17 protein-coding genes are annotated in these 23211 nt (G+C 53.5%); 9 read left to right on the top strand and 8 right to left on the bottom strand.

What is annotated here, in order from left to right:
• Window positions 1–28: 28 nt before the first annotated feature.
• Both rapA and rluA read left to right on the top strand, forming a co-directional pair.
• Window positions 29–2932 carry an RNA polymerase-associated protein RapA gene (rapA, locus tag J5069_RS14415; protein ID WP_264644532.1) on the top strand — a complete coding sequence of 968 codons (2904 nt, stop codon included), beginning with the start codon at window positions 29–31 and terminating at the stop codon, window positions 2930–2932.
• 49 nt (window positions 2933–2981) lie between these two features.
• Entirely contained in the window at window positions 2982–3635 is a 654-nt protein-coding gene (rluA, locus tag J5069_RS14410) for a bifunctional tRNA pseudouridine(32) synthase/23S rRNA pseudouridine(746) synthase RluA (protein ID WP_264644531.1), read from the top strand.
• 47 nt (window positions 3636–3682) lie between these two features.
• Here the strand turns inward: rluA and djlA are convergent, their stop codons facing one another.
• Window positions 3683–4588, bottom strand: coding sequence for a co-chaperone DjlA (gene djlA, locus J5069_RS14405; protein ID WP_264644530.1), 906 nt, complete (start codon window positions 4586–4588; stop codon window positions 3683–3685).
• Window positions 4589–4773: 185 nt separating this feature from the next.
• On the opposite strand from djlA, the gene lptD reads away from it, so the two are divergent.
• From lptD to apaH, 6 genes are all read left to right on the top strand, one after another.
• Entirely contained in the window at window positions 4774–7137 is a 2364-nt protein-coding gene (lptD, locus tag J5069_RS14400; RefSeq protein WP_264644529.1) for an LPS assembly protein LptD, read from the top strand.
• A 78-nt stretch (window positions 7138–7215) separates the two neighbouring features.
• Complete coding sequence (gene surA / locus J5069_RS14395; protein ID WP_264644528.1) at window positions 7216–8523, top strand: peptidylprolyl isomerase SurA; 1308 nt, start codon at window positions 7216–7218, stop codon at window positions 8521–8523.
• Window positions 8520–9521 (top strand): 4-hydroxythreonine-4-phosphate dehydrogenase PdxA, encoded by a 1002-nt coding sequence (pdxA, locus tag J5069_RS14390; protein ID WP_264644527.1) that lies wholly within the window; start codon window positions 8520–8522, stop codon window positions 9519–9521. Before surA ends, pdxA begins: the two co-directional genes overlap by 4 nt.
• The gene (gene rsmA / locus J5069_RS14385) at window positions 9521–10339 is read left to right on the top strand and encodes a 16S rRNA (adenine(1518)-N(6)/adenine(1519)-N(6))-dimethyltransferase RsmA (protein WP_264644526.1); all 819 of its coding nucleotides are present in this window, start codon (window positions 9521–9523) and stop codon (window positions 10337–10339) included. Before pdxA ends, rsmA begins: the two co-directional genes overlap by 1 nt.
• A gap of 14 nt (window positions 10340–10353) precedes the next feature.
• Complete coding sequence (gene apaG / locus J5069_RS14380; protein WP_264644525.1) at window positions 10354–10731, top strand: Co2+/Mg2+ efflux protein ApaG; 378 nt, start codon at window positions 10354–10356, stop codon at window positions 10729–10731.
• A 2-nt stretch (window positions 10732–10733) separates the two neighbouring features.
• Window positions 10734–11591, top strand: a complete 858-nt coding sequence (gene apaH / locus J5069_RS14375) for a bis(5'-nucleosyl)-tetraphosphatase (symmetrical) ApaH (RefSeq protein WP_264644524.1) — start codon at window positions 10734–10736, stop codon at window positions 11589–11591.
• A gap of 45 nt (window positions 11592–11636) precedes the next feature.
• Here apaH and folA read toward each other — a convergent pair whose 3' ends face one another.
• The 3 genes from folA to J5069_RS14360 all read right to left on the bottom strand — a co-directional run bounded on the left by folA (window position 11637) and on the right by J5069_RS14360 (window position 13462).
• Window positions 11637–12116: a type 3 dihydrofolate reductase gene (folA, locus tag J5069_RS14370; RefSeq protein WP_264644770.1), complete on the bottom strand. Its 480-nt coding sequence runs from the start codon at window positions 12114–12116 to the stop codon at window positions 11637–11639.
• Between the two features lie 108 nt (window positions 12117–12224).
• On the bottom strand, window positions 12225–12695 hold the full coding sequence (locus J5069_RS14365) for a threonine/serine exporter (RefSeq protein WP_264644523.1): 471 nt from the start codon (window positions 12693–12695) through the stop codon (window positions 12225–12227).
• Window positions 12686–13462 carry a threonine/serine exporter family protein gene (locus J5069_RS14360; protein WP_264644522.1) on the bottom strand — a complete coding sequence of 259 codons (777 nt, stop codon included), beginning with the start codon at window positions 13460–13462 and terminating at the stop codon, window positions 12686–12688. The genes J5069_RS14365 and J5069_RS14360 overlap by 10 nt, the downstream gene beginning before the upstream one ends.
• A gap of 216 nt (window positions 13463–13678) precedes the next feature.
• Here J5069_RS14360 and J5069_RS14355 point away from each other — a divergent pair, with 216 nt between their 5' ends.
• Window positions 13679–14293 carry a LysE family translocator gene (locus J5069_RS14355; RefSeq protein ID WP_264644521.1) on the top strand — a complete coding sequence of 205 codons (615 nt, stop codon included), beginning with the start codon at window positions 13679–13681 and terminating at the stop codon, window positions 14291–14293.
• Window positions 14294–14370: 77 nt separating this feature from the next.
• On the opposite strand, the gene J5069_RS14350 is transcribed toward J5069_RS14355, so the two are convergent.
• The 4 genes from J5069_RS14350 to dapB form a co-directional block, all read right to left on the bottom strand.
• A complete protein-coding gene (locus J5069_RS14350) occupies window positions 14371–17334 on the bottom strand; it encodes a serine/threonine-protein kinase (protein ID WP_264644520.1) in 2964 nt (987 codons plus the stop codon).
• A 212-nt stretch (window positions 17335–17546) separates the two neighbouring features.
• Complete coding sequence (carB, locus tag J5069_RS14345; protein WP_264644519.1) at window positions 17547–20771, bottom strand: carbamoyl-phosphate synthase large subunit; 3225 nt, start codon at window positions 20769–20771, stop codon at window positions 17547–17549.
• A gap of 14 nt (window positions 20772–20785) precedes the next feature.
• The gene (gene carA, locus J5069_RS14340) at window positions 20786–21934 is read right to left on the bottom strand and encodes a glutamine-hydrolyzing carbamoyl-phosphate synthase small subunit (RefSeq protein WP_264644518.1); all 1149 of its coding nucleotides are present in this window, start codon (window positions 21932–21934) and stop codon (window positions 20786–20788) included.
• Window positions 21935–22381: 447 nt separating this feature from the next.
• Window positions 22382–23200 carry a 4-hydroxy-tetrahydrodipicolinate reductase gene (dapB, locus tag J5069_RS14335; protein ID WP_264644517.1) on the bottom strand — a complete coding sequence of 273 codons (819 nt, stop codon included), beginning with the start codon at window positions 23198–23200 and terminating at the stop codon, window positions 22382–22384.
• Window positions 23201–23211 lie beyond the last annotated feature (11 nt).

Here is a 23211-nt window from a genome sequence, read left to right as displayed (position 1 = left end):
ACAATGACAAATATCGAGCTACGAATTTATGCTTTTTACACTTGGTCAACGCTGGATCAGCGATACGGAAAGCGAGCTGGGACTGGGCACGGTTGTTGCTCTGGATGTACGCATGGTCACACTGCTTTTTCCCGCAAGCGGAGAAAACCGCCTCTATTCAAGAAGCGATGCCCCGATAACTCGTGTCATGTTTAATTCTGGCGATACCGTCACCAGCCACGAAGGCTGGCAGCTCAGCGTCACTGAAACCCGCGACGAAAACGGGTTGATCGTGTATATCGGTGAACGCCTTGATGACGGCACCCCGGCAGAACTGCGCGAAGTGATGCTGGACAGCAAGTTGACCTTTAATAAGCCGCAGGATCGCCTGTTTGCCGGGCAGATCGATCGTATGGATCGTTTTGCCCTGCGCTATCGCACGCGTTTGCACCAACAGGCTCAGGCGTTGCAGCCTTGGGGCGGCCTGCGCGGCATGCGCGCCAGCCTGATCCCTCACCAGTTGCACATTGCGCGCGAAGTGGGTCAGCGCCACGCGCCACGCGTGCTGCTGGCCGATGAAGTGGGTCTGGGCAAGACCATTGAAGCCGGGATGGTTATCCACCAGCAACTGTTGGCCGGGCGCGCTGAACGCGTGCTGATCGTGGTGCCGGAAACCCTGCAACATCAGTGGCTGGTGGAGATGCTGCGCCGCTTTAACCTGCTGTTTTCCCTGTTTGATAATGAGCGTTATGCCGAGGCCAGACTCGACAGCAGCAACCCGTTTGAAACCGAGCAGTTGATCATCTGCTCCCTGAGTTTTGTTCAGAAAAATGCGGCGCGCTTTGAACAATTGCTGGCGGCACATTGGGATTTGCTGGTAGTCGATGAAGCACATCACCTCTCCTGGAGCGAAGCCGCACCTAGCCCTGAATATCAGGCGATTGAACAGTTGGCGCAGCGCATTCCTGCCGTGCTGCTGCTGACGGCAACCCCTGAGCAACTCGGTCAGGAGAGCCACTTTGCTCGTTTGCGGCTGTTAGATCCAAACCGTTTCCACGACTACCGTGAATTCGTAAAAGAGCAGCAGCAGTATCGTCCGGTGGCAGATGCGGTTGCGCTACTGCTTGCCGGTGAAAACCTCAGCAAAGATGAGATGAACCTGCTCACCGAACTGCTGAGCGAGCAAGACTGCGAACCGCTGCTCAAAGCGGTCAATAGCGACACCGACGATCGCCAAACGGCGCGTCAGGAACTGATCGCCATGCTGATGGACAGGCACGGCACCAGCCGCGTGCTGTTCCGCAATACGCGCCAAGGCGTAAAGGGCTTCCCGCAGCGGGTGCTGCATCAGATCAAGTTACCGCTGCCCGCGCAATACCAGACCGCCATTAAAGTCTCCGGCATCATGAGCGGCGGTAAAACGCCGGAAGCGCGCGCGCGCGACATGCTGTACCCGGAGCAGATTTACCAAATGCTGGAAGGGGACGATGCCACCTGGTGGAACTTCGATCCGCGCGTTGAGTGGCTGCTCGGCTACCTGACCGCCAATCGTGACAAAAAAATATTGGTGATTTGCGCCAAAGCGGCCACCGCCTTGCAGCTTGAGCAGGTGCTGCGCACGCGTGAAGCGATTCGCGCCGCCGTCTTCCACGAAGGGTTGTCTATCCTTGAGCGCGATCGCGCGGCGGCCTATTTTGCCTCGGAAGAGGATGGCGCACAGGTGCTGATTTGCTCTGAGATCGGCTCTGAAGGACGCAACTTCCAGTTCGCCAGCCATCTGATCATGTTCGATCTGCCGTTTAATCCGGATCTGCTGGAGCAGCGTATCGGCCGTCTGGATCGTATCGGACAAACGCAAGAAATTCAGGTGCTGGTGCCCTATCTGGAAAACACCGCGCAGGCGCTGCTGGTGCGTTGGTATCACGAAGGGCTCGATGCCTTCGAACATACCTGCCCAACGGGCCGCACCATTTATGATGCCCATTACAGCACGCTGATTGAGCGCCTGAGCGCTCCCGGTGAAAGCGACGGGCTGGATGAGTTTATTCATGCCTGCCGTCAACAACATGATGCGCTGAAAGCACAGCTCGAACTCGGCCGCGACCGCCTGTTGGAAATGCACTCTAACGGCGGTGAAGCCGCGCAGGGGCTCGCCCAATCCATCGCGGAACAGGACAACGACGTTAACCTGGTCACTTTCGCCCTGAATCTGTTCGATATCGTCGGCGTGAATCAGGAAGATCGCAGCGATAATCTGATTATTCTGACGCCTTCCGATCATATGCTGGTGCCGGATTTTCCCGGCTTGCCGCAGGATGGCTGCACCATCACCTTCGAACGTGAGCAGGCGCTGTCGCGGGAAGATGCACAGTTTGTCAGTTGGGAACATCCGCTGATCCGCAACGGCATGGATCTGATTTTGTCCGGCAATACCGGTAGCTGTGCCGTATCATTGCTGAAAAATAAAGCGCTGCCCGTGGGGACGCTGCTGGCTGAACTGGTCTACGTGGTGGAAGCACAGGCACCGAAGCAGTTGCAGTTGACCCGCTTCCTGCCGCCCACACCGCTGCGTTTACTGATGGATCGCACCGGTAAAAATCTGGCACCGCAGGTCGAGTTTGAAAGCTTTAACCGCCAGCTCAACGCGGTGAACCGTCATACTTCCAGCAAGTTGGTGAACGCCGTGCAGGCTGACGTCCACAGTATGTTGCAACAGGCCGAACCGCTGGTTGCCGCTCAGGCACAACAGTTGATTATCGAGGCGCAACAGCAGGCCGATCTGCAACTGCGCCGCGAACGCGAACGTCTGGAAGCCCTGAAAGCGGTCAACCCGAACATCCGTGACGATGAGTTGCTGGCGCTGGAAACACAGCGGGAGCAGGTATTGCTCAATCTGCATCAGGCCAACTGGCGACTGGATGCCATTCGTTTGGTGGTGGTCTCTCACCAGTAGTCAATAATGCCAGCGGCAACGGCCCTCCGTTGCCGCCGCAGGAGCCATCATGGAACCCTATAACCCGCCCCTCGATCCCTGGCTGCACGTGCTGTATCAGGATCAACACATTATTGTGGTCAACAAGCCCAGCGGCTTGCTCTCCGTGCCCGGCAGAGCGCCTGAGCACCACGACAGCACGATGAGCCGCATTCAGCGGGATTTTCCCCACGCGGAATCCGTGCACCGTCTCGATATGGCCACCAGCGGTGTGATTGCCGTGGCGTTGACCAAAGCGGCCGAGCGGGAGCTGAAACGCCAGTTTCGCGAACGCGAACCCAAAAAATCCTATATCGCACGCGTATGGGGATGGCTGGAGCACGATGAAGGATTGATCGATCTGCCACTGATTTGCGACTGGCCCAATCGCCCAAAACAGAAGGTCTGTTTTGAAGAAGGAAAACCGGCGCAAACCCAGTATCAGGTTCTGGCACGCGAGGCCGATGGCACCACGCGTGTGAAGCTGATGCCGATTACCGGGCGTTCACACCAATTGCGTGTGCACCTGCTGGCACTCGGACACCCGATCCTCGGTGATGGTTTTTACGCTCACCCTGAAGCCAAAGCGCTGGCACCGCGTCTGCTGCTGCACGCGCAGGAACTGGCTATCACGCACCCTGCTTTTGGTACACCGATACATTTTCGCTGTGAGCCTGATTTCTGATTTTTAGGGTAATCGTCGAGAAAAACGTGGGAAAAACCGGAGAGGGGTTACTTGGCGACGTGGCTGCTCTTCAAAAATTCATAGGCCGCCTGAATGTCTTGCGCCTTGCGTTTTGCCATGTCCATCATGCGCGGAGAGAGCCCCTTACCCGCCAGTTTATCGGGGTGGTGCTCGTTCATCAGTTTACGATAAGCGCGTTTTACCGTAGCGGCATCATCACTGGTGCGCACGCCCAGCGTACGGCAGGCACTCTCAAGCGTAGGCCCGCGCGTATAAGGCGGCTGCTGACGCTGCCCGCCCTGCGATTGCCCGCCATACGACTGTCCGCCGTAGGATTGATTGCGGCGCTGGTAGGATTTGCCATTCTGCCTCGATTGATGTTGCTTCGATTGGCCCTGTTGCTGAGACTGGCGCTGCTGCCCTTCCATATGGCGCATGAAAAACTCGAACTGTTCACGCGTCACGCCCAGTTCATCCGCAAACACGTACAGTAACCGGCGTTCGTTCGGGTGCAGTGCACCGTCGTTAAACGCGACCTGAAGTTGGATATCAAGAAACATTCTGATCATATCGAAGCGACCCAGGCAGGCATCGCGCAGCTTACGCAGCTTGGTGCGTACCGGGAACGCATTGGATTTCCCTTCACGAAAGGCCTTCTGCGCCGCCAGACGTGCCTCACCAAACAGCTCCAGCCGGTCCATCATCAAGGTGGCAGCATGAATATCCGCTTCGGTGACGCGTCCTTTGGATTTGGTCAGGTGCCCCATGGCCTGAAAGGTGGTGAGAAAAAACAGCGACTGTCGGGTAGACTGTGCGGAGAAAAAATCACGGCGACGCGCAGCCCTGGCTCGATCAACCATATGGCCCATCAGCACGCCCGTAATCACTCCCCACACGCCGCCGCCGGACATAATACCCAGTATCAAGCCCAGCAACTTGCCCCAATAGCGCATATACTTCCTCAAATCCTCATGCCGTCGGCCAAAAATTGCTTTATCATACCCGTCATTTAGCGTTGCACCTAACGGCAGAGCAGAGAAACAGTGGGGAATTTACACTGGCGCAACGTAAGCCAGTGATATAGTCTCTGACCGTTTGCCGGCATGATGCCCTTGATGACGGAACACCGATACCGCGTATGAAAAAATGTTTTCCAACTCTGCTGGCCACCTTGATTGGGTCGGCGCTCTACAGCCAACACGCGTTGGCCGATCTTGCCGCCCAGTGCCGGCTTGGCGTTCCTACGTTCACACGGCCGCTGGTCACTGGCGAGCCCAATACGCTCCCGGTGCATATTCAGGCGGACAAAAGCGAAGCCAACTATCCGGATAACGCCCGTTTCCTGGGTAACGTCAATATCGAGCAAGGCAACAGCCGTTTGCAGGCCGATCAGGTTGAACTGCGCCAGACCGGCACTGACACCGCGGGTGCCCCGGTTCGCACCATCACCGCCACCGGCAATGTCAATTATGATGACAACCTGGTCATCCTGAAAGGCCCCAAAGCCTGGTCTAACCTGAATACGCGAGATACCGACGTGTTTCAGGGCGATTACCAGATGGTTGACCGTCAGGGCCGTGGCGATGCCGATAAAATGCAAATGCGCGGTGACAGTCGCTACACCATTCTGGAAAACGGCTCTTTCACTACCTGTCTGCCGGGTGATGATAGCTGGAGTGTCGTCGGTTCGGAAGTGATCCATGACAGGGATGAGCAAGTTGCTGAAATTTGGAATGCGCGCGTCAAAATTGGCAACGTTCCGGTCTTCTACAGCCCTTACCTGCAACTGCCCGTGGGTGACAAACGCCGTTCCGGCTTTTTGATTCCCAACGCCCGCTACAGCGGCAGCAGCGGCTTTGAACTGATCACGCCCTATTACTGGAATATCGCACCCAATATGGATGCGACCATTACACCGCACGTCCTGACCAAGCGCGGCGTACAGTTGCAAAACGAGTTCCGTTACCTTGCCACCCCGGGCTCCGGTACAGTGCAGTTGGACTGGTTGCCGAATGACAGAGCCTATCGTCGCGACAATATGGACGACAAAGATACGCGCTGGCTGTTCCACTGGCAGCACGAAGGTATCATGGATCAGGTGTGGCGCTTTAACAGCGATTACACCAAGGTCAGCGATATTAACTATTTCAAAGACCTCGATTCTTCTTACGGCTCCACGACCAGCGGCTACGTGAACCAAAAATTCAGCGTCGGCTATGCCAACCAGAATTGGGACGCCACGTTATCCAATAAACAGTTCCAATTGCTGGCAGCCAACACCAACAATGATGTTTACCGCGCCGAACCCCAACTCGACCTCAACTACTACCGAGAGGATATCGGCCCATTCGACATGCATCTTTATGGGCAGGCGGTAAAATTTACCAACATGAACAACAGCCTCCCCGAAGCGACGCGTTTCCATGCCGAGCCAACGGTCAGTCTGCCATTGACCAACCGCTGGGGTAGCCTGAACACCGAAGCGAAGCTGATGGCCACCCATTACCAGCAAACCAATCTGGAACGTTTTCGTACCTATCCCAACAAGCGAAATGACATTGACAGTGATGCGCTGAAAGACTCGGTCAATCGCGTTTTGCCGCAGTACAAAGTTGACGGCAAACTGGTGTTTGAACGCGAAATGGATTGGTCCAACGCCTTTACCCAAACGCTGGAGCCGCGCGTCCAGTACCTGTACGTGCCTTACCGCGATCAGCGCAGCATTTACACCTATGACTCCACGCTGCTGCAAAATGACTACACCGGCCTGTTCCGCGACCGCAGTTACAGCGGGTTGGATCGCATCGCGTCGGCCAATCAGATTGCGACCGGTTTGACCACCCGCGTTTATGATCAAAATCTGGTGGAACGTTTTAATGCTTCCGTCGGTCAAATCTATTACTTCGATCGCCCCAGAACCGGGGATAGCACCACGGTCATGGACCAAAACGACGATAACGGCAGCCTGGTGTGGGCCGGTGACAGCTACTGGAAGATTAACGATGTGTGGGGCATGCGCGGCGGTTTGCAATATGACACCCGCCTTGAGAGCATTTCTCAGGGCAACGCGGTGCTGGAATACCGTCAGGATAGCGAGAAACTGGTGCAGTTAAACTACCGCTATGCCAGCCGGGAATATATTCAAAACTCGGTACAGAATCTGTTGCCGAGCCAAGCCTATCAACAGGGCATTTCGCAGGTGGGGATCACCGCAGCGTGGCCAATTGCCGAGCGGTGGTCAGTGGTCGGTGCGTATTACTACGACACCAAAGCGAATCAAACCGCCAACCAGCGTATCGGCTTTCAATACAATACCTGTTGCTGGGCCGTCAATATGGGCTACGAGCGGAAAATTACCGACTGGAACACCAATCGGCAATCCAGTGAGTACGATAACAAGTTCTCGATCAACATCGAGCTACGGGGTTTAAGCAGCAATGAAACGCTGGGTGCGCAAAAAATGCTGCGCTCCGGTATTCTGCCTTATCAGCGCGCATTCTGATGCGGTCGTGCGCGCGTGGAATAAACGGTAACACATCAACTTTTAATCCGCCTTGCGGGTGAAACTAACGGGAAAGGTATGAAGAACTGGAAAACGCTTATCCTCGGGCTGGCCCTCAGCGCCAATGCAGCGGTTGCTGCGCCACAGGTTGTTGATAAAGTCGCCGCCGTCGTGGACAACAGCGTCGTGCTTGAAAGTGATGTCAGCACGCTTTTACAGTCCGTGAAGATGAATGCGCAGCAAGCGGGACAACAGTTACCGGATGAGAGTACGTTGCGCCACCAGATCCTCGATCGTCTGATTATGGATAACATCATTTTGCAAATGGCAAAAAAAATGAATATCCAGATTGGTGATGCGCAGTTGGATCAGGCCATCAATAATATTGCGGCTCAAAACCGCATGACGCTCGACCAGCTAAAAAGCCAGTTGGCCTATGAGAATTTGACCTACAGCAGCTATCGCAATCAGATTCGTAAAGAGATGACGATTGCCGAAGTCCGTAATAACGAAGTGCGTCGCCGCATTACGGTCCTGCCTCAGGAAGTTGACGCGCTGGCAAAACAGATCGCTAACCAGACCGGTGAAGACGCTGAACTGAACCTGAGCCACATTCTGATCCCGCTGGGAGAAAATCCGTCACAGCAACAAGTGGATGACGCTGAAAACCTGGCTAAATCGCTGGTACAACAGCTGCAAGGCGGGGCCGATTTTGCCAAACTGGCTATCGCACATTCAGCGGATTCACAGGCGCTGAAAGGCGGCCAAATGGGCTGGGGTAAACTTCAGGAGATCCCGTCCCTGTTCGCCGAACGTCTGACACAGACCCAAAAAGGCCAGGTGGTCGGTCCGATCCGTTCCGGCGTGGGTTTCCACATTTTGCGCGTTAACGATATTCGCGGCGGCGACAAATCCGTTTCCGTTACCGAAGTGCATGCACGCCACATCCTGTTGAAACCGTCTGTCGTGATGAACGACAGCCAGGCACAGGCTAAACTGGATGAGGTTGCGCAGCAGATCAAACGGGGAACCACCGACTTTGCCGCTCAGGCAAAACAGCTTTCACAAGATCCCGGCTCGGCCAATCAGGGCGGCGATCTGGGCTGGGCAACGCCGGATATGTACGATCCGTCATTCCGCGATGCGCTGATGAAACTGCGCAAAGGGGAAATCAGCGCCCCGATCCACTCCTCCTTCGGCTGGCACTTGATTCAACTGTTAGAGACACGTCAGGTAGACAAAACCGACGCGGCGCAGAAAGATCGTGCTTACCGCATGCTGTTTAACCGTAAATTCTCGGAAGAGGCGCAAACCTGGATGCAGGAACAACGTGCAGCCGCTTACGTGAAGATCGTTAACGGCAGCGACAGCAGCTCAGCACAATGACCACAACCACGTCTCGTATCGTGATCACCCCCGGCGAACCCGCCGGGATTGGTCCCGACCTCATCATTCAACTGGCTCAGCGCGACTGGCCGGTAGAACTGGTGGTGTGCGCCGACCCCGCGTTGCTGCGTAGCCGAGCGAAGCAGTTGAGTCTGCCGTTAACGCTGCGAGACTACCAACCCGATACCCAAGCCAGCGCGCAACGTGCGGGCTCGCTGACGATATTGCCGGTGTCATTATCCGCAGAGTCTTCCCCCGGCGAGCTTAACGTCGACAATGGCCTGTACGTGGTAAACACGCTGGCTCGCGCCTGTGATGGCTGCCTGAGCGGCGAGTTTGCCGCACTGGTAACCGGGCCGGTGCATAAAGGTATCATCAACGATGCCGGTGTGCCTTTCAGCGGACACACCGAGTTTTTCGCCGATCGCAGCGGCTGCAAAAAAGTGGTGATGATGCTGGCAACCGAGGAACTGCGCGTGGCGCTGGCGACCACGCACCTGCCGCTGGCTGACGTTTCCCGTGCCATTACCCGCGACAGCCTGCATGAGGTGATTACGATTTTGCAGCGCGATCTCCAGCAGAAGTTTGGTCTGGCCCGTCCGTGCATTTACGTGTGTGGACTTAATCCACACGCCGGCGAAGGCGGCCATATGGGACGTGAGGAGTTGGATATCATCATTCCTGCGCTGGATGAGCTGCGCGCACAGGGGATGAATCTGGTGGGCCCGTTGCCCGCAGATACGCTATTCCAGCCCAAATACCTGAAAGAAGCAGACGCCGTACTGGCGATGTATCACGATCAAGGGCTGCCGGTATTGAAATACCAGGGGTTTGGCCGAGCGGTTAACATTACGCTAGGCTTACCCTTTATCCGAACCTCTGTCGATCACGGCACCGCGCTCTCGCTGGCGGGAACCGGTGACGCAGAACCGGGCAGCTTTATCACGGCATTGCAGCTTGCCATCAACATGACTCAACACCATAACGAAACACCGTAATGAATAATCGCGTCCATCAAGGCCACTTTGCCCGTAAGCGTTTCGGGCAGAATTTTTTAAACGATCAGTTCGTGATCGAGAGTATTGTCTCCGCCATTCATCCCCAGGCCGATCACGCCATGGTGGAGATTGGTCCCGGCCTCGGCGCGTTAACGCTGCCCGTTGCCGAACACCTGACCCGGTTTACGGTTGTCGAACTGGACCGCGATCTGGCGGCTCGATTAACGGTACATCCGCAGCTCAAAGATAAGCTGACCGTTATCCAGCAAGATGCCATGACGGTGAATTTCTCCGAGCTATCACAACAGATTGGTCAGCCGTTACGCGTTTTTGGCAACTTACCTTACAACATATCAACGCCGTTGATGTTCCATCTGTTTAGCTATACTCACGCTATTCGCGATATGCACTTCATGTTGCAAAAAGAAGTGGTGAACCGCCTTGTCGCTGGTCCGAACAGCAAAGCCTATGGTCGGTTAAGCGTGATGGCACAATACTATTGCCAGGTGATTCCGGTACTCGAAGTGCCGCCTACCGCCTTTACGCCGCCGCCCAAAGTGGATTCTGCTGTCGTGCGTCTTGTTCCGCATGCCGTACAGCCTTATCCTGTTGCTGATGTCCGCGTGCTGAGTCGCATTACCACAGCCGCATTTAACCAGCGCCGCAAAACATTGCGCAACAGTCTGGGCAATGTGTTCAGCGTCGAGCAGCTTATCGCGTTAGAGGTTGATCCCACCACCCGTGCGGAAAATATCTCTGTAGAGCAATACTGCCGGCTGGCCAACTGGCTGTCTGAGCATCCGCCAACGCAGGAATAACTGGAAGTGTCGCGATGATTAATACGCCCCGTGTTTGTGTTCAGGTTCAGAGTTTTTATGTTGAAGCGCAGTCCGAGCCCGATGAGAGCCGCTTTGTCTTTGCTTACACCATCACAATCCGCAATCTGGGGCGTAATCCTGTCCAACTGCTTGGGCGTTACTGGATGATCACCAACGCCAACGGACGTCAAACTGAAGTTCAGGGCGAAGGCGTGGTCGGGGAACAACCGGTGATCGAACCTGGCAGTGAATTTCAGTACACCAGCGGTACGGTGCTGGAAACGCCGCTGGGCACGATGGAAGGTCATTACCACATGATCGATCATCAGGGCGATGCCTTTCAGGTTCCTATTTCTGTTTTTCGTTTAGCGATCCCCTCACTGATTCATTGATTATGTCTACCTATTTAATTGGCGATGTGCACGGCTGCTTTGACGAGCTAATGGCACTGTTGGCGCAGGTTTCTTTCAATCCGGCGCACGACCGGCTGTGGTTTACTGGCGATCTGGTGGCACGCGGTCCGGCTTCCTTGGAGGTGCTGCGCTATGTGCGTTCGTTAGGCTCGGCCGCACAGACGGTGCTGGGCAACCACGATCTGCATTTGCTGGCGGTTTATGCGGGTATCAGCAGGAACAAGCCGAAAGACAGGCTTAACGATCTGCTGAACGCACGGGATGTTGATACCCTGATTAACTGGCTGCGCCGCCAACCGGTGATGCTGGTCGACGACGATCTCAAACTGGTGATGGCCCATGCTGGCGTAACGCCGCAGTGGGATCTGGCCACCGCGCAAATGTGCGCACGGGAAGTGGAAGCCATACTCAGCAGCGACAGCTATCCACTGTTTTTGGACGCCATGTACGGCGATATGCCCAATCACTGGAGCCCGGAACTGAGTGGTTTGCCGCGTCTGCGCTTTAGCACCAACGTATTCACCCGCATGCGCTACTGCTTCTCGGGCGGGCAGCTAGACATGATATGCAAAGAGGCACCGTCACAGGCACCTTCATTGCTCAAGCCGTGGTTTTACTTGCCCAGCCCGGTCGTAGAAGGGAATGCAGAAACGCCGGGCTATGCCATCGCATTCGGCCACTGGGCCTCTCTGGAAGGAAAGTGGACGCCGGATAACATTTATGCGTTGGATACGGGCTGCTGCTGGGGAGGCGAATTGACGATGTTGCGCTGGGAGGATAAGCAGATCTTTACTCAGCCGTCATTGGCACAAGGCATGGCAGCAGTCGGCGCAGAATAAGTAAAACACGCGCGGCCAGATTGACCCACGCGTGCGCCTATTCAGTTAACGCCGTTCGAGAATCTCAAAGCAATAGCTGTGCGAGTTCTTCTCATCAGCATCATGAAACTCGCTGAACACCGATGACCAGGCATCCGGTTCGTACTCCGGGAAATGGGTATCACCTTCCACTTCGGCGTCAATGTGCGTCAGATACAGACGTGAAGCCTGGGGCAGCATTTGCTGATAAATACTGCCGCCACCAATCACCATCACCTCTTCCGCCCCTTCGGCCGCTTCCAACGCCGCCTCCAGGGTCGACACCCAGGTCACACGCTCATCGTCGCCGGCATGGCTGCTGACGACAATATTTTTCCTTCCCGGCAATGGCTGGCCGATAGAGCGAAACGTGTTACGCCCCATAATAATGGGCTTATTTAACGTCTGGCGCTTAAACCACGCCAGATCCGCCGGCAAATGCCACGGCATGGCGTTTTCCATGCCGATAACACGATCTACCGCCAGTGCTGCAATCAAACTAATCACCATGGTAAAGCCCTATAGCTCAAAAATTGCAGACACTATACGTAAAGGTGATGGGTACGTCGATACGGCGATTTTCTGATGGGCAAAATAAGCAAAATCTTAATGCCGCTACACGCCAGGACGTTTGCGATACAACCAAATCCCCGGAAGAGACAACCCAATCGACAGCGCACCGACAATAAATGAAGCCTTAAGGAAATGCGTGATTAGTACGCGCATCAACGCTTCGCTGTATCCCTGATGGGAAAGCTCCACCAGCGAAATCATCGCGGTATACGCTGAAATACCGGGGAACATCGGAATCACCGCCGCAACGGTAAACACTTTCGGGTGCGCCAGCAGCCAGCGCGACCAGCGGATCCCGATCACCCCGATCAATATGGCCGCCAAAAACGATCCCCATTCGACAGGCATGCCCATCTGCACGCACAGGAAACGCGCACCGTGCCCCACGCCACCCAGCAGTGCGCAATAAGGCAGCGCCTTGACCGGCACATTGAACACCATAGCAAAACCCAGCGCAGGCACTGCCGCCAGCAAGACATCCTGCAATAGCCCCCACAGCAGCGTTAAGCCCATGTGCGTAACCCCCATATTGCCATTGCAGCCACGACGCCAATGCAGGTTGCCAGCGTCAGCAGGCTGGCAACTGCCCAGCGCGCCAGCCCGGTATTCACATGCCCTTTAAACATATCCGCTACCGCGTTAATCAGCGGAAAACCGGGCACCAGCAGCAGCACACTGGCCGCCATCGCCACCGTCGAGGTTTGATGAAACGTCGGAACACGCAGCAACAGCCCGGATACCGACGTGGCGACAAAGGCGGTAATACAGAAGTTGATCAAGGGATTGAGATGGCGCGACGTCAATACCTGACGCACGTACATTGCTACACCGCTGGCAAGCATGGTGACCACAAAGGCATCCCAACCGCCGCCGTTGAGCTTACTGAAACAGCCGCACGACAGCGCAACGATAGTCACCACCAGCCAGCGCGGATAGCGCAGCGGCTTGATGCCCGTCAGGCGTTTTTCAACGCCAGCGACATCCAGCAGCTTGTGCTCAGCCATGATCACCACGTGCTGCACCTCTGTCACCACATGCATGTTGATGCCGCGATCGACGTTCTTGCGCGTCGACGTCAGGCAGTGTCCATTCATGATGGTGGTAAGGACAATGGCGTTGGCCGAAATGGAGCTTTCTACACTATCCACCCCGAGCGCCATCCCGAGGCGCGAAGAGAGTTGCTCAACGACCGTGCTCTCCGCGCCGTGCTGCAACAGCATCAGCGCGCATTGGATACACAGCCGGGTGATTTCCCGTTGCTGTGGTGTTTCACTGACCATACGAAGACCCTGACTGATAAAATTAAGACACACTGAATAATTTGAAATGATAACGGGTATAACCATAAATAAAGCAAGGAGACTTGTTAACACAACGCGGTCCGATTGCCAATATTGCTGGTAAGAATAAAATCTTATGAGTGCATCACGCGCGTTACCGCGTTAAGATCGACCGCACACACTTTTTCCGCTTCGTCACCCATTTGGACGCTGTTGATGCTTGAAACCTCACTGTTTGTCGCCACCATCGCGACGCTGGGTATGCTTTCACCCGGCCCCGACTTCTTTCTGGTGATTAAAAACGCCGCACGCTATGCGCGTTTGCCAGCCATGATGACCGCCTTTGGCGTTATCACGGGCGTCGCAACCCACATGGCCTATTGCGTCGCAGGATTAGCGGTGGTAATCACTACCACGCCGTGGCTGTTCAACATTTTAAAGTATGCAGGTGCGCTTTACTTGATCGTGATCGGTATTCAGGCATTACTCTCGCGGGGTGGCAGCAAGCTGAATGTTGCTTCACTACCGCGCCAGGAAGTCAGCTTGAAAAAAGCCTTCCTGCAAGGCTATCTGTGCAATCTGCTTAACCCGAAAGCCACCCTGTTCTTTCTTGCCATGTTCACTCAGGTACTCAGCACCCACTCCAGCGTCGGGGAGAAACTGTGGTATGCCTTTATTATCTGGGCACTTGCCGTCGTCTGGTGGCCGTTGCTGGTACTGCTGTTCCAAAGCGGCCCGGTACGTCGTGCATTGGAAAAAGCGCAAAAGCTGGTAGATAAACTGCTGGGCACCGTGTTGATTGCACTCGGCATCAAGGTGGCATTGGGGTAACACATCCCCTCACCGCCCTGACAGTAAAAACCAGCGCTTACACGCTGGTTTTTTAATCACGTACCAATTCCCTGCTTTTATTCCCCCCCATCCGCAGACGTTGGCACGCTTTTCTTCTGCGCTATACATTGCAATACAGAAGCCCAATTTCTTTGGTCATAGGTATTTATGGCTATTTTTTCATTGATATCTGAACTGAAATATTTTTCTTTAATATTATTGATATCTATCGGGAAAAAGGATTGCGAGCTCGAATCCCACAGCACATTTTCAGTATGAAGGTCATCATGCATGATGCCCAGCTTGTTGAGTCTCTCGATCATATCAACAAATTTTTCCTCGGCATTATTCGGCAACGAACCGGGTGGTAAGGAACTCAGCGTTTCACCAGGAATTTTATACATTCTGACATATGAAACGCCCTCATCATCCACCAGGTGCATGGCAGCGTCTTCTCCGTAATAGCGCCTAAACACCTCGGCCTCATGTTTGGCAATCTCTGCGATCGACTCCCCCTCATCGGCCAGGTAAACCTTTATGAGATATGCATTATCATCTGCATCAATAAAAACTTCCCCATTGGTCCCCTCACCGATGAGCTTACCTACATGAAAATCAACTTTGTGCACGGGGAAATCGGGCTTCATTAAGGTAATGGTATCCATAATTTTTGACGTTCCTGGCTCTAGAGGCGCGTCTTTTTTTAATCTTTTAGCCCATGGGGGAATTGTACCCGTTTGTTCAATTTCCAACGCAAAGGCATAGTCATTAAAGAGCCCCTTTTCCTGAAAACGATACTCAGAGAGTAATTTTTCCGCCGACGCCTCGGTAAAACCGTCAACCTCTTTCAGTACGCTGAGTGCCGTTTTTCTTTTTCTACCGCCCAGACCTACTGTCATAATATTCTCCAACCTTTCGGCGAGATTCTCCTGGTAAAACTTATTATTCTTCAGTCGAAGAACTGTCTTAGGGCCATGCACCGGTTTCATCAGCAGAAAACGGTTATTGCCCATTTTTTTCACATGAATAAATTGGTTGTTAACATTCAAATAGCTCTTGTTATTTTCATCCCATCGCAATCCATTCTTATCCGGAGAGGACAACTGCGTTACATCGATATTATTGGTAAACATATCCGAGGTAATCTGTTTTTCAAGCGTACTCGACACATGAATAGAGGTTGGACGCTCAAATACCCAGCGCCCACCGTCCCAGGATACCAGATAATGTTCTTTATCAGGATAATGACTATTATACACCTCATAATGAACGCCTCGCCCGGGAGAAACCACTTCTCTCACTGGCACAACTTCCCCGTTCATTTCAATATATCGCCCCCAGGGATAATGTGAAGTGTCGTCAATTTTCTCTGCACGATATATCTTTCCCGAGCCATAATACCGTGGGTTATTATTGGTGCAGGGAATATAGTTGAAACCCCTGTCTGGTTCGATGCGGAGCGTGTTAATGATATTTTCCTGTTCGTGGGTAAACACTGGATGCTGGTTATGCGTTCGCATGTGCCAGGTGTTGGATAATGGTTCAAGGTATACCGGTACAAACTCGTGGGAGCCTGAGGCTTTTCGTACCACGATCTCAAACTTTCCCTCTCCATTTTTGTTCAGATCGTAATATTCGCCGTACAACGGTATCTGCTTTTTCCCTTCCCTCACCTCAACATTAAGATTGGCGGCATCGAAGGTGTCAGCATATCGCCACGCAAGCGTCTCCTCATCGACAATCACCTTTCTCTGCAATAACTCAGGTCTGGTAGCATAAGGGTGATATGTCATAAATTCATTGGGATTATCCGTTGGTTTCAGGAAGATCTCCCCACCTTCGGTATGGATAGCGGTATTCCCCGGTTTAAGTTCTAGTAAAATTTCTTTCTTAATCCCGCTGCGCGGATTCTGAACATAATAAGCCGCCCTTTTCTGACCCGGAGTGGTATGCAGCAATTCAGTCGGTTTCACTTTACGGGCCACACCGCGGAATTTGAACGCGATACCATCAACATCAAGAGAGGTCGCAATCTCAGCAATGGTTAGTCGACGAAAGCGTTCAGCACAAATTTCATCACCTTGATTTTTATAGTACTCACGGCGTTTTGCATTCGCAATGAGCTTACCAATTAACGGTTTTATCCCCAGCGTCAGTATGTCCGTCACAATATTTAATCCCTCGGCGGCGCCCCGAGCTTCAGGCCGTGGGCCCCCCTCCGTGTCATCATAAATCATCCTGAAGGGGTTCTCTGCTCTCTGGGCTTGAAATAAAAGCAGTTTTCCTTCGTTCTCGCCTTTAGCATTGAGTATTTCTTCCTCAAAGGCGCAGTGTTCTTTTATATGCTCTGCGGTTCGAGGATCGTACTCAGGCATCAATGCTCGCTTCACTCGATCAGTGCTCTCAGCCAGTGGAGTAATAAAGAGAGGACCGGCTTTTGCCCACTGCTTCAATGACAGCTCAAAATCCTGACCCTGTTCGGCAGTTAATTGCCCATCAGACACCAGATAGTGCTTAATGGCCGAAATCAGCGCATCCTTTTTTTCATCATCAGAAAGAATGTGGCTGTTTTCATTGATAAAAAGCGTGCCATTACTATTATCATAATATGTCACTTCCCGCTTTACTTCTGGCAGCAATAAGGGCGATTGGGAAACATGCCCATCGTCAACAAGAGACATGGAAATCGGATAATTGTCAAAGGAGTCACTACGATTAGCAAGGGTGAGATCATTATCCAGGTTTGATAATGGATTCTCTTTATAAGCAAACGAAGCAGCATCCGATCTGTGCAAAAAATTCAACAACAGCATAAGTTGAACCGTTGTTGCTATTGCACTTTTCCGAGCAGGAAGAAAGGTTGATGATGTGTTGAATATTCTCGGAGAGTTTTCGACATGGTTAATTTGAGAACTGAAACCCTGAACATTAACAGATGAATTTGAATTAATTGATTTTAAAGCTTTCTCACTTTTTTTATTGCACGATTTATCGTGGTAACATTCCGTAGACAAACGATATTGCAGAGCTGAAACAGGCATTCTTTGACTCCATTCAAAAAAAGAATGGACTATAGGCATCGTATTTATGCCATCGTTATTAAAAAAAAATCTCAATTAAGGATTAACGCTATTTTCGTCCTTTCTTTGAGGGAGTGTTTATTATTAAAACACGTTTAAGATGTGAATAATTGTATTATCTTCGCCCATAAAAAAAGCCAGCGCACTCGCGCTGGCTTCTTGGTTAGCGCTGATTAACCTTTAATCTGCGCGTGCATTTCCTGCACCGAGGTCACTTTCTCGGTCGGATCCGCGTTCAGCGCCATCGCCGTAGCGAAGCCGCCGTTCATGGTGGTATCGTAATGCACCTTATACTGCAATGCGCTGCGGCGAATCAGTTTGGAATCTTCAATCGCCTGACGCCCTGCGGTGGTGTTGACGATATAGGTGTACTCGCCGTTCTTGATACGGTCCTGAATGTGCGGACGCCCTTCATGCACCTTGTTCACCAGACGCGGATTGATGCCCGCTTCCCCCAACTCAATGGCGGTGCCGTGGGTTGCATCCAGTTCAAAGCCGTGTTTCAGCAGCTTGGCTGCCAGATCCACAACGCGTGCTTTATCCCCTTCACGAACCGAGAGCAAGGCGCGTCCTGATTTCTTCATCGGCGAGTTGCTGCCCAGCATCGCCTTGGCGAACGCTTCGGCAAAGGTGCGGCCCACGCCCATCACTTCACCGGTAGAGCGCATCTCTGGCCCTAAAATCGGGTCAACGCCGGGGAACTTGTTGAACGGCAGCACCACTTCCTTCACGGAGTAATACGGTGGGATAACCTCTTTGGTGACACCCTGTTCCGTCAGCGTCTTGCCCGCCATCACGCGCGCGGCCACTTTCGCCAGCGGCACACCGGTCGCCTTGGAGACAAACGGCACGGTACGCGCGGCACGCGGGTTCACTTCAATCAGGTAGACTTCATTGTTCTTCACGGCGAACTGCACGTTCATCAACCCGCGCACGCTCAGTTCGAACGCCAGTTTTTCTACCTGCTGGCGCATCACATCCTGAATTTCCTTGCTCAGCGTATAAGCCGGCAACGAACAGGCTGAGTCACCGGAGTGCACGCCCGCTTGTTCGATGTGTTCCATAATGCCGCCAATCAGCACGCGTTCGCCGTCACAGATAGCGTCCACGTCCACTTCGATGGCATCATCGAGGAAACGGTCCAGCAGTACCGGCGCATCGTTGGACACGCTGACCGCATTCTGGAAGTAACGGCGCAAATCGATTTCGTCGTAGACGATTTCCATCGCACGACCGCCCAGCACGTAAGAAGGACGAACCACCAGCGGATAACCGATACCACGCGCTTTTTCCACCGCTTGTTCGATGGAGGTGACGGTGGCGTTTTCCGGCTGTTTCAGACCCAAACGATTCACCGCCTGTTGGAAACGCTCACGGTCTTCGGCACGGTCAATGGCATCCGGGCTGGTACCAATCACCGGCACACCCGCGGCTTCCAGCGCACGCGACAGTTTCAGCGGCGTTTGACCACCATACTGCACGATAACGCCTTTCGGTTTCTCGATACGGACGATTTCCAGCACGTCTTCCAGCGTTACCGGCTCGAAGTAGAGGCGGTCAGAGGTGTCGTAATCGGTTGAGACCGTTTCCGGGTTACAGTTAACCATGATGGTTTCATAACCGTCTTCGCGCAACGCCAGCGCCGCATGCACACAGCAGTAGTCAAACTCGATGCCCTGTCCGATACGGTTCGGTCCGCCACCCAGCACCATGATCTTGTCGCGATCCTGATTCGGGTTAGCTTCGCACTCTTCATCGTAAGTGGAGTACATATACGCGGTATCGGTGGCGAACTCTGCCGCACAGGTATCGACACGTTTGTAGACCGGGTGCAGATCATATTTGTCGCGCAGTTTACGGATTTCGTTTTCAGAAACACCGGCCAGCTTCGCCAGACGCGCATCGGCAAAGCCTTTGCGTTTCAGGGTACGCAGGAAATCGGCTGTCAGCGCCGTCGCGCCTTTCTCGGCAACCTGCTCTTCCAGACGCACCAGTTCTTCAATTTGCACCAGGAACCAGCGATCGATGTTGGTCAGGTTAAACACGCCGTCCACAGACATGCCAGCGCGGAAAGCATCCGCGACGTACCAGATACGCTCAGCGCCTGCGTCTTTCAGCTCGCGGCGGATTTTAGTCAACGCTTCCGGATCGTCCAGATCCACTTTCGGATCGAAGCCCGTTGCGCCGACTTCCAGACCACGCAGCGCTTTTTGCAGCGACTCTTGCTGGGTGCGGCCAATCGCCATCACTTCGCCGACCGATTTCATCTGAGTGGTCAGGCGATCGTTGGCACCGGCAAATTTTTCGAAGTTGAAGCGCGGGATCTTGGTGACAACATAGTCAATGGAAGGCTCGAACGACGCCGGGGTACGACCGCCGGTGATGTCGTTCATCAACTCATCCAGCGTGTAGCCTACGGCCAGTTTGGCGGCAATCTTGGCTATCGGGAAGCCCGTCGCCTTGGAGGCCAGCGCCGAGGAGCGCGATACACGCGGATTCATTTCGATAATGATCAGGCGACCGGTTTTCGGGTTGACCGCAAACTGCACGTTAGAACCGCCGGTTTCTACCCCGATTTCACGCAGTACCGCCATGGAGGCGTTACGCATGATTTGGTATTCCTTGTCCGTCAGGGTTTGCGCTGGCGCAACGGTAATGGAGTCACCGGTGTGGATACCCATGGCATCCAGGTTTTCGATGGAACAGACAATGATGCAGTTGTCTTTCTTATCGCGCACCACTTCCATTTCGTACTCTTTCCAACCGATGAGGGATTCATCGATCAGCAGCTCTTTGGTCGGTGACAGATCCAGACCGCGTGCACAAATTTCTTCAAACTCTTCACGGTTATACGCGATGCCGCCACCGCTGCCGCCCATGGTAAAGGAGGGACGGATAATGCAGGGATAGCCCACATCAGCGGCCACGGCCAGCGCTTCTTCCATGGTATGCGCGATACCGGAACGCGCGGTTTCCAGGCCAATCTTCTTCATGGCGATATCGAAGCGGCGGCGATCTTCCGCTTTATCGATAGCATCGGCGGTCGCACCGATCATGGTAACGCCAAATTCCGCCAGCACGCCCTGACGCTCAAGCTCGAGCGCACAGTTCAACGCCGTCTGACCACCCATGGTCGGCAGCACCGCATCTGGACGCTCTTTTTCGATGATTTTGCGCACTACTTCCCAGTGGATCGGCTCGATATACGTCGCATCGGCCATTTCCGGGTCGGTCATGATGGTCGCCGGGTTGGAGTTCACCAGAACGACGCGATAACCCTCTTCACGTAACGCTTTACACGCCTGCGCGCCAGAGTAGTCGAATTCACAGGCCTGACCGATAACGATCGGGCCAGCACCAAGGATCAGGATGCTTTTAATATCAGTACGTTTTGCCATTTTTCTGCTCCCGATTATTTACCATTGGCACGATAAGATTGAATCAGTTCGATAAAGTGATCGAACAAAGGGGCCGCGTCGTGCGGACCAGGGCTGGCTTCCGGGTGCCCCTGGAAACTGAATGCCGCTTTATCCGTGCGATGAATCCCTTGCAGGGAGCCGTCAAACAGCGATTTGTGCGTTGGGCGCAGCGTCGCAGGCAGTGAGTTTTCATCCACGGCGAAACCGTGGTTCTGCGCGGTAATCATCACGCAGTCTGCATCCAGATCTTTCACCGGGTGGTTACCACCATGGTGACCAAATTTCATTTTGACCGTTTTAGCACCGCTTGCCAGCGCCAGCAGTTGATGACCGAGGCAGATACCAAATACCGGAATGTCGGTCTCCAGGAAGGCTTTGATTGCCTTAATGGCGTAGTCACACGGCTCCGGGTCACCGGGACCGTTGGAGAGGAAAATGCCATCCGGATTCAGTTTGAGCACCTCTTCTGCGGAGGTCTGGGCAGGCACAACCGTCAGACGGCAGCCACGATCGACCAGCATACGCAGAATGTTGCGCTTCACACCGTAGTCATAAGCCACCACGTGGTACGGCAATTCACTTTCCGCTTTGGCGGCAGGCAGTTCACCGGCTAACGTCCAACTGCCTTGCGTCCAGCCATAAGGTTCTTGCGTCGTCACTTCTTTTGCCAGATCCATGCCCTTCAGGCCAGGGAACGCCTTAGCTTTTTCCAGCGCCAGCGCGGCATCCGGCGCATCCCCGGCAATAATGCAGCCATTCTGCGCCCCTTTCTCACGCAGCAAGCGAGTCAGCTTACGCGTATCGATATCGGCGATGGCAACGATGTTATTGCGTTTCAGGTAATCCGAGAGGCTCTCTTCATTACGGTAGTTGCTGGCAATCAGAGGCAGATCGCGAATAACCAGGCCTTGAGCATGAACAGAGGGGGATTCTTCGTCGCTGGCGTTAGTGCCGACATTACCAATATGGGGATAAGTGAGAGTAACAATTTGGCGGGAATAGGAAGGATCAGTGAGGATTTCTTGATAACCGGTCATCGACGTATTGAAGACCACTTCCCCCACTGCCGTTCCCTCTGCCCCGATGGCACGACCGTGGAATTGGGTTCCGTCTTCCAGAACCAATAGCGCTGACTTAATCAAAACACCCTCCAAGGAATAAACAATCATGTTATCTGCATATTAATTCAGATTAGTCACTCCAAATCAATGCAAAAATTACCTTTTAGGTAAACTTTTGGCAAATTGCGCGCATTTTAATGATGGCCGTTCAACTTGTCCACTCTAACCGACATTTTTCTCCATTTTTTATGGCTTACAGCGTCACTGACTGGCTACAGCCACAAAAACAGCCCTCAAAAAGGCAAAGTAAACGGTTGCCTGGCAACATTATTAGCCAGAAGGGAATATTTGACCAGCAGGCGCCTGATCGGGCAATGGCGGGTTAAAAAAACGCCACCAAAAACAGTAAAAACCGGGGGAAATAGCAATTTTTACCAATTACGATATATAAAAATCAAAACAACCCTAAATAATAAAAAGGATGACAAATAAGCCATCCCATTCACTGAGTTAACAAAAAAAATAAAATCAAAGATCGTTCAGAGAAAGCACATCTCTCATATCGAAAAGACCTGATTTTTTAGCTTTCAACCAAATTGCGGCACGAACCGCACCATTAGCGAAGGTCATGCGGCTGGAAGCCTTATGGCTAATCTCAATGCGCTCGCCGACATCCGCAAACATGGCAGTGTGCTCACCGACGATATCCCCGGCACGCAAGCTGGCAAAACCGATACTGTTTGGCACACGTTCGCCGGTGTGACCTTCACGCGCATAGACCGCGCAGGTTTTCAGATCGCGCCCTAACGCTCCCGCAATGGCTTCCCCCATCGCCAACGCCGTCCCTGACGGGGCATCGACTTTATGGCGGTGGTGCGCTTCAAGAATCTCGATATCCGTGTAGTCGCCCATCACCGTGGCCGCTTTCTCCAGCAATTTCAGCATCACGTTGACACCTACGCTAAAGTTGGCGGCAAACACAATACCAATCTCCTGAGCAGCCGCGCTGATAGCCGCTTTGCCCGCATCATCGAAGCCTGTGGTACCGATAATCATGCCCTTGCCATGCTGGCGGCAGAATGCCAGATGTACCAGTGTGCCTTCAGGACGCGTGAAATCGATGAAGATATCAAAATCATCACCTACCGCAGCCAGCGAATCCTGCACGGTAACGCCCAGCGTGCCCAGCCCCGCCAACTCACCGGCATCAACCCCAACCAGCGATGAACCTTCGCGCTCTAGCGCCGCGCCGAGCACCGCGCCTTCCATCTGCGAAACCGCCTGGATCAGTTGACGCCCCATTCGACCACCGGCACCGGCAATCGCTACACGTATTGCATCCTTCATCGTTATCTCTC

The organism is Candidatus Symbiopectobacterium sp. NZEC127 (genome assembly GCF_025962675.1).
Taxonomy (GTDB): domain Bacteria; phylum Pseudomonadota; class Gammaproteobacteria; order Enterobacterales; family Enterobacteriaceae; genus Symbiopectobacterium.
This window is presented reverse-complemented; position numbering and strand designations above follow the sequence as displayed.